At 56.3% G+C, this 11,390-nt stretch carries 8 protein-coding genes and 3 tRNA genes; 4 read left to right on the plus strand and 7 right to left on the minus strand.

The window, feature by feature from the left end:
* Position 1: 1 nt before the first annotated feature.
* The 3 genes from amiB to nnr are packed head-to-tail and all read right to left on the minus strand — an operon-like array spanning position 2 to position 3,339.
* Entirely contained in the window at positions 2-1,345 is a 1,344-nt protein-coding gene (amiB, locus tag AC2T6E_RS12580; RefSeq protein ID WP_458667500.1) for an N-acetylmuramoyl-L-alanine amidase AmiB, read from the minus strand.
* Positions 1,346-1,361: 16 nt separating this feature from the next.
* Positions 1,362-1,823, minus strand: coding sequence for a tRNA (adenosine(37)-N6)-threonylcarbamoyltransferase complex ATPase subunit type 1 TsaE (gene tsaE, locus AC2T6E_RS12585; protein WP_008502923.1), 462 nt, complete (start codon positions 1,821-1,823; stop codon positions 1,362-1,364).
* Entirely contained in the window at positions 1,816-3,339 is a 1,524-nt protein-coding gene (gene nnr / locus AC2T6E_RS12590; RefSeq protein ID WP_458667502.1) for a bifunctional ADP-dependent NAD(P)H-hydrate dehydratase/NAD(P)H-hydrate epimerase, read from the minus strand. Before nnr ends, tsaE begins: the two co-directional genes overlap by 8 nt.
* On the opposite strand from nnr, the gene queG reads away from it, so the two are divergent.
* Positions 3,338-4,477, plus strand: a complete 1,140-nt coding sequence (queG, locus tag AC2T6E_RS12595) for a tRNA epoxyqueuosine(34) reductase QueG (protein ID WP_458667504.1) — start codon at positions 3,338-3,340, stop codon at positions 4,475-4,477. The genes nnr and queG overlap by 2 nt on opposite strands.
* Positions 4,478-4,747: 270 nt before the next feature.
* Here the strand turns inward: queG and AC2T6E_RS12600 are convergent.
* From AC2T6E_RS12600 to orn, 4 genes are all read right to left on the minus strand, one after another.
* A tRNA-Gly gene (locus AC2T6E_RS12600) sits at positions 4,748-4,823 on the minus strand.
* A gap of 45 nt (positions 4,824-4,868) precedes the next feature.
* A tRNA-Gly gene (locus AC2T6E_RS12605) sits at positions 4,869-4,944 on the minus strand.
* 44 nt (positions 4,945-4,988) lie between these two features.
* Positions 4,989-5,064: transfer RNA gene (locus AC2T6E_RS12610), tRNA-Gly, on the minus strand.
* Positions 5,065-5,260: 196 nt separating this feature from the next.
* Positions 5,261-5,806, minus strand: coding sequence for an oligoribonuclease (orn, locus tag AC2T6E_RS12615; RefSeq protein ID WP_089600925.1), 546 nt, complete (start codon positions 5,804-5,806; stop codon positions 5,261-5,263).
* A 107-nt stretch (positions 5,807-5,913) separates the two neighbouring features.
* Between orn and rsgA the strand changes: the two genes are divergently transcribed.
* The 3 genes from rsgA (at position 5,914) to mscM (ending at position 11,376) form a co-directional block, all read left to right on the plus strand.
* Positions 5,914-6,966, plus strand: coding sequence for a small ribosomal subunit biogenesis GTPase RsgA (rsgA, locus tag AC2T6E_RS12620; RefSeq protein ID WP_010427739.1), 1,053 nt, complete (start codon positions 5,914-5,916; stop codon positions 6,964-6,966).
* A 98-nt stretch (positions 6,967-7,064) separates the two neighbouring features.
* Complete coding sequence (asd, locus tag AC2T6E_RS12625) at positions 7,065-8,033, plus strand: archaetidylserine decarboxylase (RefSeq protein ID WP_486692012.1); 969 nt, start codon at positions 7,065-7,067, stop codon at positions 8,031-8,033.
* Between the two features lie 19 nt (positions 8,034-8,052).
* A complete protein-coding gene (gene mscM / locus AC2T6E_RS12630; RefSeq protein ID WP_148400396.1) occupies positions 8,053-11,376 on the plus strand; it encodes a miniconductance mechanosensitive channel MscM in 3,324 nt (1,107 codons plus the stop codon).
* Positions 11,377-11,390 lie beyond the last annotated feature (14 nt).

The following is an 11,390-nucleotide window of genomic DNA, read 5'->3' on the forward strand; positions in this document are numbered from 1 at the left end:
CTTAATTTGTGGCGGTCATCTCACCCGGCAGCGCGGCACTGGCCGTCTGGCCTGCACCGCTTTGCGGCGCTGACTGAAGCGGATGGGCTTCAAAATATTTACGCAGACCGTTATAAATCGCTTCGGCAATCTGCTGCTGGTAACTGTCGCTTCCCAGCAGGCGCTCTTCACCGTTGTTGCTGATAAAGCCCGTTTCCACGAGGATCGATGGAATATCCGGCGAACGCAGAACACCCAGGCTCGCATGCTCCGGACGGCGCTTGTGCAATGCCCCGATGCCCTGTAGCTGGTTCAGTACGTTAGTCGCGACATCATACCCGACGCGCTGGGAATGACCGAACTGTAAATCCAGCACCGCCTGGCTGAGATACGGGTCAGACTGGCTATTAGCGAGCACATCACCCGCACCGCCTAACAGTTCAGATTGTTTCTCATGCTCTTCAAGCCAGTTTGCCATTTCACTGTTGGCGCGACGGTTCGACAGCACCCAAACAGAGGCGCCGGTCGCGCTACGATTCGGCGCGGCATCCGCATGAATGGAAACCAGGAAGTTTGCGTTTTGCTTACGCGCCACGTCCGAGCGTCCCATTACGGAAATAAAATAGTCGCCGTCGCGAGTGAGCACGCCTTTAAACATCGGATCGTCGTTTAACAGCGTCCTGAGCTTGCGGGCTACCGCGATTGTCACGTTTTTCTCCCGCGTACCGCCCGGGCCAATTGCGCCAGGATCCTGCCCGCCGTGACCTGCATCGATGGCGATGATCACTTTGTCACCGCTAACCGCCGCGCGTCGTGCGCTGGCCGCCGGACGCATCACCGTATTACTGCTGGTTGCCGCTGTGATGCGATCGTTTTGCGACTTAAACGGATTACGGGCAGGTTCAGACGGACGCGGGGTATACACAGGTTCTTCCACGCGCTTCGCCACCACCGGTGCAGGCGGTGGAGGTGGCGGCGGTGCGTCGGCATTGATGGTAAAGACCACCGTATAGTTCGCCCCGTTTTGCTGCTTCACCGCCTTCGTTTTGCCCTTTTCGGTCAGATCCACAACCAGGCGTAACGACTGGCTATCCTGCGGCGTTCCCGAACGGATACTTTTCACCAGGTTGTTACCGCTGAACCGCAGCGGTAATCCCTGGATTACGCCCGTTTGTTTGATATCCAGCGCCACGCTGTGGCTGTCTGGCTGAGAAAACGCATATTCTGGGTCGCCCATAAAGCTAAACGTGATCCGGGCCTGATTTTCCCCGTTCGACACCTGAATATCTGAGAGGCTCGCCGCCCCGGCCTGCGCGCACAGCAGCACCGTGGCAGCCAACAACCAACCTTTAACGCGATTTTTCATCCCGTCATCCCTACGCTTAACCGGCCAGTCGCGCCAGTAAGGAACTGCCTGATGAGGAAACAGCACTGATGCGTGCCTCACGCCCTTGTGCCTGGTAATCTAAGTGAATTTCGACATCCGGGTCAGGCAGCACACCCGCACCTTGTTGCGGCCACTCCACCAGGCAAATGGCGTCGTTGGCAAAATAATCACGGATCCCCATAAATTCCAGCTCCTCAGGGTCCGCAAGGCGGTATAAATCGAAGTGGTACACCATGAGATTTTCAAGGGTGTACGGTTCTACCAGCGTGTAGGTTGGGCTTTTCACATTCCCGTTATGGCCTAACGCCTGCAAAAAACCCCGGCTGAAGGTGGTTTTACCCGCACCTAAATCACCATAAAGATAAATGACGGTTGCCCCCTGACAGGCCTGCGCCACGCGCTTGCCGAGATCTAAAGTGGCTTGTTCATCAGGTAAAGGAATCGCTCGATTAGTCATTTTCTACGTCAATCACATCCGGGTTAACAACACGCCGTAGCGTGCAAAAAAGATCGGTGGCCAGCATACCGCGCGTACCATAGCGTGCAGCAAACTGGTCAGCCGCTGCGCCGTGGGCCACACAGCCCGCACAGGCTGCATCATAAAGGGGAAGTTTCTGTCCAAGCAATGCGCCAATGATGCCAGACAACACATCACCCATGCCCCCGCTCGCCATGCCTGCATTTCCGGCATCAATAATACCCAACGCATCCTCGCTGGCGATAACGGTTCCCGCCCCTTTTAAAACAGCAACACCTCCGTAACGTTTTACCAGACGCTGGGCAGAAAGTAAGCGATCGCTTTCAATTTCTGCCACGCTGCAGTTAAGCAGCCGCGCGGCCTCGCCGGGGTGTGGCGTCAGAATGCGATTGTGACGCTTATCCGGGTTTATTGCCAGAAGGTTAAGCGCGTCGGCATCCCACAGCATCGGTTTACGAAAATTCTCGACCTTTTGCAGGGCTTGTTTACCCCATGCCTGCTGCCCAAGCCCGGGGCCAATCACCACAACATCGGCCCATTCGAGGCTCTCTTCCAGCGTCTGCGGCGTGAGTTCATGCACCATTAACTCTGGTCGGGCAGTAACGATCGGGATGATATTGTCACTACGCGTTAACACCCGCACTAAACCGGCACCGCAGCGCAGAGCCGCCTCGCCGGTCATGCGGATAGCGCCCGCCGTGCCGTGGTCGCCCCCGACTATCACCAGCCTGCCGTGATCGCCCTTATGGGACGTTGGACGGCGCGGCGGCAGCCATCCGGTCAACTGTGAGGCGTCATATCGTGAAACTTGCGTATCCTGTCCCGCCAGCCAGCGTTCAAGCCCCAGCGCGTTGTGATGCAGTTTCCCGACCACATCCCGCGCTTTTCCGGTTAGCAGACCCGGTTTCAGGGCAATAAAGGTGACAGTATGTGACGCCTGAATCACCGACCCCGGCGTCGCACCGGTTTGCGCGAGCAATCCAGAGGGGATGTCCAGCGCCACCACCGGTGCGGGATGCGCGTTAGCACGCTCAATCAGCGCGGCAATGTTGTCGCGTGGCGCGCGCATCAGACCGGTGCCCAGCAGACCATCAACGACCAGATCCACCTCTTCCGGCCAGAGGATATCTGACGCATGAATCACACCGCCTGCGTTCAGCCAGGCCTCTCGCGCCGCACTGGCTTCTTCCGGCAGCGGATGTTCGCTCTCAACGGCCAGTAACGTGACGCGAAGACCTGCCGCCACGGCCAGACGGGCAACGACATAGCCATCGCCGCCGTTATTACCGTGTCCACATAAAATGAGCCAGTGAGCGGCCTGCGGGTACGTGCGGCGGGCAACGTTAAACGCCGCCTCACCCGCGCGTAGCATCAGTTCATAAAGGGTAATGCCGAGGCTATCTGCAGCCTCTTTTTCGGCGCGTCGGAGGTCATCCGCATGCCAGATGGAATGTGGTATACTTGCGGGGTTTTTCTTCACCGTATGGTCCGTCATGTCACAGCCCCTCGATCTCAATCAGTTAGCGCAAAATATAAAACAGTGGGGTGCTGAGCTTGGCTTCCAGAAGGTGGGCATCACCGACACCGACCTCTCCGCCAGCGAGCCCAAACTGCAGGCGTGGCTGGACAAACAGTACCACGGCGAGATGGAGTGGATGGCGCGTCATGGCATGATGCGCGCTCGTCCACACGAGCTGTTGCCGGGCACATTACGCGTCATCAGCGTGCGCATGAACTACCTGCCCGCCAATGCGGCCTTTGCGCGCACGCTCAAAAATCCCTCTTTGGGTTACGTCAGCCGGTATGCTCTGGGGCGTGACTACCATAAGCTTCTGCGCAACCGTTTAAAAAAACTGGGGGAAATGATTCAGCAGCACTGTGTTTCGCTGAATTTTAGACCCTTTGTGGATTCCGCGCCTATTCTTGAGCGTCCGATTGCTGAAAAAGCGGGGCTTGGCTGGACAGGTAAGCACTCACTTATCCTTAGCCGCGACGCCGGTTCGTTCTTTTTCCTGGGTGAACTGCTGATAGATTTACCGCTGCCGGTAGACGGCCCGGTAGAGGAAGGCTGCGGCCGGTGTGTAGCCTGCATGACCATCTGCCCGACAGGCGCTATTGTCGAGCCTTATACCGTTGACGCACGCCGCTGCATCTCCTATCTCACTATCGAACTGGAAGGGGCCATTCCTGAGGAATTTCGACCGCTTATCGGCAACCGGATCTACGGTTGTGACGACTGCCAGTTGATCTGCCCGTGGAACCGCTATTCGCAGCTCACGGACGAAGAGGATTTCAGCCCGCGTAAGGCGCTGCATGCACCACCGCTTATTGAGCTGTTCGCCTGGACAGAAGCCTGGTTCCTGAAAGTGACGGAAGGTTCGGCCATTCGCCGTATCGGTCATTTGCGTTGGCTGCGAAATGTTGCCGTTGCGCTGGGCAATGCCTCGTGGGATGAAGCGAATATTCAGGCACTCGAAAGCCGTAGAGGTGAGCACCCACTTCTCGATGAACACATTGAGTGGGCGGTTGCACAGCAAATTGAGAAGCGAAATGCCTGCGTGGTCGAAGTGCAGTTACCCAAGAAACAGCGGCTGGTGAGGGTGATTGAAAAAGGGCTAAAGCGGGATGCCTGAACTATTCACAGCCTGTGTATAAAATTACAAACTCAGGCGCCATCAGGGCTGGCTAAGAGGTCAAGTGATCTCACTAACATTTTGAAATGATATTTTCTTTTTATAAATCAGAATATTATAAAGATACTATTCACCCTGCGAAGCGTTTGGCACTAACAGATCAGCGGCAGGTTCTGTGGATAACTCTGTTTACAAGAGTATTTCAGATGAAATAGAAAACGTCCCCAACGAAGCATTCCGCTGTGGATAATTTGAATATGAAGAAGAATTTGGAGCGGGAAACGAGACTCGAACTCGCGACCCCGACCTTGGCAAGGTCGTGCTCTACCAACTGAGCTATTCCCGCTTGGGTGTTCTGGTGCTGTGCGTATCTTGCGATACTTTCAAATTTTGGAGCGGGAAACGAGACTCGAACTCGCGACCCCGACCTTGGCAAGGTCGTGCTCTACCAACTGAGCTATTCCCGCTTGGGTGTTCTGGTGCTGGCGTATCTTGCGATACTTTCAAATTTTGGAGCGGGAAACGAGACTCGAACTCGCGACCCCGACCTTGGCAAGGTCGTGCTCTACCAACTGAGCTATTCCCGCAAATCTGTACTGCTTTTGTTGCTGTCGTAACGTGTAATTCTCTGTCGTTACGGGAGGCGCATTATACGAGAAATCCTTTTAGCTGCAACCCCCCTTAAAGCGATTTTTTTGAAAATCCGTTCAAATGCTTAATTAATCGGCAAGCTGAACAATTTAACGACAAAAACCCGGCCACGCAAGGCGCCGGGTCGCAAAATCACAGCTTTATAAAGTTTTCGCGGTAGTACGCCAGCTCCGCAACCGACTCGCGAATGTCGTCCATCGCCTGGTGTGTTCCCTGCTTTTTAAAGCCGTCGAGAATTTCCGGTTTCCAGCGACGCGCCAGCTCTTTCAGGGTGCTGACATCCAGATAGCGGTAGTGGAAATACGATTCCAGCTCCGGCATGTACTTAAACAGGAAGCGACGATCCTGACCAATGCTGTTACCGCAGATAGGCGATTTGCCCGCCGGAACCCACTGTTTCAGGAATTCAATGGTTGCCAGCTCTGCTTCGCGGTCGCCCTGGGTACTGGCCTTCACGCGCTCGACCAGCCCGCTGCCGGTATGGGTACGCACATTCCATTCATCCATCAGCGCGAGTTGATCGTCAGACTGATGTACCGCGATGGTTGGCCCTTCCGCCAGAATATTCAGGTTGGCATCGGTGACCAGCGTTGCAATTTCAATGATGCGATCGCGCTCGGGATCCAGCCCGGTCATTTCAAGATCGATCCAAATCAGGTTGTTTTCATCCGCGCTCATGTTATTTTCCACCCTTCTCGCATAACCGGCAGTAGCAGGTTAACTAGTATTAATTAGAGTGTATCATAGAGGTTTTGCCCCTTACGGGCGACCAGGAGCCAGCGCGATTGAGTAAAAATAAACTCTCCAAAGGGCAGCAGCGCCGCGTAAACGCCAACCACCAGCGCCGTCTTAAAACTACTTCGGAGAAACCGGATTACGACGACAACCTGTTTGGTGAAGCGACAGAGGGCGTCGTGATTAGCCGTTTTGGTATGCATGCTGATGTCGAATCCGCCGACGGGGATATCCACCGTTGCAATATCCGTCGCACTATCCGTTCACTGGTAACCGGCGATCGCGTCGTCTGGCGTCCGGGTAAAGAAGCCGCTGAAGGGGTGACGGTTAAGGGCATCGTTGAAGCCGTGCATGAACGCACGTCGGTGCTGACCCGTCCTGATTTCTACGACGGTGTTAAACCCATTGCCGCAAATATTAACCAGATCGTCATCGTTTCGGCGATTTTGCCTGAGCTTTCGCTCAATATTATCGACCGTTATCTTGTCGCCTGCGAAACGCTGCAGGTTGAACCGATCATCGTGCTGAACAAGATCGATCTGCTGGATGACGACGGCATGGCCTTCGTGAATGAGCAGATGGATATCTATCGCAAGATCGGTTATCGCGTGCTGATGGTCTCCAGCCACACCAAAGATGGCCTGAAGCCGTTAGAAGAAGCGCTGACTGACCGAATCAGTATCTTTGCGGGTCAATCTGGCGTAGGTAAATCGAGCCTGCTGAACAACCTTCTCGGCCTCCAGCAAGAGATTCTGACCAACGATGTCTCCAACGTTTCGGGTCTGGGCCAGCACACCACCACCGCCTCGCGTCTGTATCACTTCCCGCACGGTGGCGACGTGATTGACTCGCCGGGCGTACGTGAGTTTGGCCTGTGGCACCTTGAGCCGGAACAAATCTTCAACGGGTTTGTCGAATTCCATGACTATTTAGGCGCTTGCAAATATCGCGACTGTAAGCACGACAACGACCCTGGCTGCGCTATCCGCGAGGCGGTAGAGAACGGTGAGATTGCGGAAACTCGCTTCGAAAACTATCACCGTATTCTTGAGAGCATGGAAGACGTAAAAACGCGTAAAAACTTTTCTGATTCTGATAACTGACAACTAAGCTAAGCATCGCTAAAATCGTCCCCTTTTTTTCAGGTTCCGGCGCTTTTCCGCCGGATCAGGAACGACAAAACAATGGCCTGGAGGCTACCTTGTTAAACTCATTCAAACTTTCGCTTCAATACATTCTGCCAAAACTGTGGCTCACTCGCCTGGCGGGCTGGGGCGCGAGCAAACGAGCGGGCTGGCTGACCAAACTGGTCATCGACCTGTTCGTGAAATACTACAAGGTCGACATGAAAGAGGCGCAGAAACCGGACACCGCCAGCTACCGCACGTTTAACGAATTCTTCGTGCGCCCGTTGCGCGATGAACTGCGCCCGTTAAATACCGACCCTAACGTGCTGGTGATGCCTGCGGACGGCGTGATCAGCCAGCTCGGTAAGATTGAAGACGACAAAATTCTGCAGGCCAAAGGCCATAACTACACCCTTGAGGCGCTGCTCGCAGGTAACTACCTGATGGCAGATCTGTTCCGTAACGGTTCCTTCGCGACCACCTACCTGTCGCCGCGCGACTATCACCGCGTACACATGCCGTGTAACGGTATCCTGCGTGAAATGATTTACGTGCCGGGGGATCTGTTCTCTGTGAACCACCTGACCGCACAGAACGTTCCGAACCTGTTCGCCCGTAACGAGCGCGTCATCTGCCTGTTTGATACTGAATTTGGCCCAATGGCACAGATTCTGGTGGGTGCTACCATTGTAGGCAGTATCGAAACCGTCTGGGCGGGCACCATTACCCCACCACGCGAAGGCGTGATCAAGCGCTGGACCTGGCCTGCCGGTGAAGCGGAAGGCTCTGTGGCCCTGCTGAAAGGTCAGGAGATGGGTCGCTTTAAGCTGGGCTCTACCGTGATCAACTTGTTTGCACCGGGTAAAGTGAACCTGGTTGAACAGCTGGAAAGCCTGTCGGTGACCAAACTGGGTCAACCGCTGGCGGTGTCTACCGAAACCTTCATCACGCCGGACGCAGAGCCTGCGCCGCTGCCTGAAGAAGAGATCAACGCCGAGCATGACGCCAGCCCGCTGGTTGACGACAAAAAAGACGAAGGCTAACAACAGAAGGATCGCTGACGTGCGCCCGATTATCGTTCTACTGATGGCCTGGTGCCTCAGCATGGGGGCGTACGCAGCGACAGCCCCCGACGCCAAACAGATAACCCAGGAACTGGAGCAGGCAAAAGCGGCGAAACCCGCTCAGCCAGAGACCGTCGAGTCGCTCCAGTCTGCCCTGAACGCGCTTGAGGAGCGAAAAGGCTCCCTCGAGCGCGCTCAGCAATATCAGCAGGTTATCGACAACTTCCCCAAACTCTCTCAAACGCTGCGCTCACAGCTGAATAACCTGCGTGATGAACCGCGCGAGGTTCCTGTGGGCTTAACGTCGGATGCGCTAAACCAGGAGATCCTCCAGGTTAGCAGTCAACTACTGGAAAAGAGCCGCCAGGCGCAGCAGGAACAAGAGCGCGCACGTGAAATCGCCGACTCGCTCAGCCAGCTGCCGCAGCAGCAGACCGATGCCCGCCGTCAGTTGAACGAGGTCGAGCGTCGCGTTGGCACGCAAGCCGGTAATACGCCACAGAGCCAGGCGCAAAATCTTGGGCTACAGGCGGAGTCCGCCAGGCTCAAAGCGCTGGTTGATGAGCTGGAGCTGGCGCAGCTTTCTGCCAACAACCGCCAGGAACTGTCGCGCATGCGCGCTGAACTGGCGCAGAAGCAGAGCCAACAGCTGGACGCGTATCTGCAGAGCCTGCGCAACCAGTTAAATAGCCAGCGCCAGCGCGAAGCCGAACGCGCGCTGGAAAGTACAGAACTCCTCGCGGAAAACAGCGCAAATCTGCCTGTCGGCATCGTCGATCAGTTCAAGGTTAACCGCGAGCTTTCAGCCGCGCTGAACCAGCAGGCGCAGCGTATGGATTTGGTTGCGTCGCAGCAGCGACAGGCGACCAATCAAACGCTACAGGTACGTCAGGCGCTTAACACCCTGCGTGAGCAGTCCCAGTGGCTGGGGTCCTCCAACCTGTTGGGTGAAGCCTTACGCGCCCAGGTTGCCCGCCTGCCGGAAATGCCAAAGCCGCAGCAGCTTGATACCGAGATGGCGCAACTGCGCGTCCAGCGCCTGCATTTTGAAGACCTCCTCAATAAGCAGCCGCAAATCCGCCAGATCCGCCAGGCCGATGGGCAACCGCTTACCGGTGAGCAGAACCGCATCCTTGAAGCCCAGCTGCGCACCCAGCGTGAGCTGCTGAACTCTCTGCTGCAGGGCGGCGATACGCTGATCCTTGAGTTAACCAAGCTGAAAGTGTCGAACAGCCAGCTGGAAGATGCGCTGAAAGAGGTCAACGAGGCGACGCACCGTTATCTCTTCTGGACATCTGACGTGCGGCCAATGACCTTCTCGTGGCCAATAGAGATTGTGCAGGATCTGCGCCGCCTGATTTCGCTGGATACCTTCAGCCAGTTGGGCCAGGCCAGCGTGATGATGATTACCAGTAAGGAGACCATCTTCCCGCTGCTGGGCGCGCTGATTCTGGTGGGCTTCAGTATCTACTCCCGCAGGCACTTTACGCGCTTCCTCGAACGTTCCAGCGCGCGCGTCGGGAAAGTGACGCAGGATCACTTCTGGCTGACGCTGCGTACCGTATTCTGGTCGATTCTTGTTGCTTCACCGCTACCGGTGCTGTGGATGACGCTGGGATATGGCCTGCGCGAGGCCTGGCCCTATCCGCTTGCGGTGGCGATTGGCGATGGCGTCACCGCCACCGTGCCGCTGCTGTGGGTAGTGATGATTTGCGCCACCTTCGCGCGTCCAAACGGTCTGTTTGTCGCCCACTTTGGCTGGCCGCGCAGCCGCGTCGCGCGCGGCATGCGTTACTACCTGATGAGCATCGGCCTGATCGTGCCGCTAATCATGGCGCTGATCATGTTCGATAACCTCAATGACCGGGAGTTCTCCGGTTCGCTGGGCCGTCTCTGCTTTATCCTCATCTGCGGCGCGCTGGCAATGGTGAAACTCAGCCTTAAACGCGCCGGCATTCCGCTGTATCTCGATAAGACGGGCAGCGGCGATAACATGCTCAACCGCATGCTGTGGAACCTGATGCTCTCCGCACCTTTGGTGGCCATTCTGGCCGCAGCCGTGGGGTATCTGGCGACCGCGCAGGCGCTGCTGGCACGTCTTGAAACCTCCGTCGCCATCTGGTTCCTGCTGCTGGTGGTCTACCATGTCATCCGTCGCGGAATGCTGATCCAGCGTCGTCGTCTGGCGTTTGACCGTGCCAAGCATCGCCGCGCCGAAATTCTGGCCCAGCGCGCACGCGGTGAAGAAGAGCCAAACCACGTCAACAGTACAGAAGGGACAACGGATGCCGACGATGTCGAAATCGATCTGGATACCATCAGTACCCAGTCATTGCGGCTGGTGCGCTCCCTCCTGATGCTGGTTGCCCTTCTGTCGGTGATCTTCCTGTGGTCGGAAATTCATTCCGCGTTTGGCTTCCTGGAGAACATCTCTCTGTGGGACGTGACGTCCACGGTACAGGGTGTTGAAAGTCTGGAGCCGATCACCTTAGGCGCGGTGCTGATTGCCATTCTGGTGCTGATCATCACCACCCAACTGGTGCGAAACTTCCCGGCGCTGCTGGAGCTGGCGCTGCTGCAGCACCTGGATTTAACCCCCGGCACGGGCTACGCCATTACCACCATCACCAAGTATCTGATCATGCTGTTTGGTGGGCTGGTGGGTTTCTCGATGATTGGTATTGAGTGGTCAAAACTGCAGTGGCTGGTCGCCGCCCTGACCGTGGGGCTGGGCTTTGGCCTGCAGGAGATTTTTGCCAACTTCGTTTCCGGTCTGATCATTCTGTTTGAGAAGCCGATCCGTATTGGCGATACGGTGACCATCCGCGATTTGACCGGTAGCGTCACGAAGATCAATACGCGCGCCACCACGATCAGCGACTGGGATCGAAAAGAGATCATCGTCCCGAACAAGGCGTTTATCACCGAGCAGTTTATCAACTGGTCGCTGTCAGACTCCGTCACCCGAGTGGTGCTGACCGTACCGGCACCGTCTGACGCCAACAGCGAAGAGGTGACGCAGATCCTCTACACCGCAGCAGAGCGCTGCTCGCTGGTGATCGATAACCCGGCACCGGAGGTATTCCTTGTGGATTTACAGCAGGGTATTCAGATCTTCGAGCTGCGCATCTACGCCGCCGAGATGGGGCACCGTATGCCGTTGCGCCATGAGATCCACCAGCTGATTCTGGCTGGCTTCCGTGAGCACGGAATTGATATGCCGTTCCCACCGTTCCAGATGCGTCTGGAAAGCCTCGGTGGGAATAAAACGTCAAGAACGCTGTCATCTGCGGGGCGCAAACGCCCGGCGGGAAGTTTGTAATACTCGCCCCTCCC

The sequence above is a fragment of the Enterobacter sp. B79-1 genome, assembly GCF_057444735.1.

What these genes read in the sequence shown, in the direction of transcription:
- amiB (WP_458667500.1), bottom strand. Translation starts at nt 1,345, where the DNA reads ATGAAAAATCGCGTTAAAGGTTGGTTGTTGGCTGCCACGGTGCTGCTG.
- tsaE (WP_008502923.1), bottom strand. Translation starts at nt 1,823, where the DNA reads ATGACTAATCGAGCGATTCCTTTACCTGATGAACAAGCCACTTTAGAT.
- queG (WP_458667504.1), top strand. Translation starts at nt 3,338, where the DNA reads ATGTCACAGCCCCTCGATCTCAATCAGTTAGCGCAAAATATAAAACAG.
- nnr (WP_458667502.1), bottom strand. Translation starts at nt 3,339, where the DNA reads ATGACGGACCATACGGTGAAGAAAAACCCCGCAAGTATACCACATTCC.
- orn (WP_089600925.1), bottom strand. Translation starts at nt 5,806, where the DNA reads ATGAGCGCGGATGAAAACAACCTGATTTGGATCGATCTTGAAATGACC.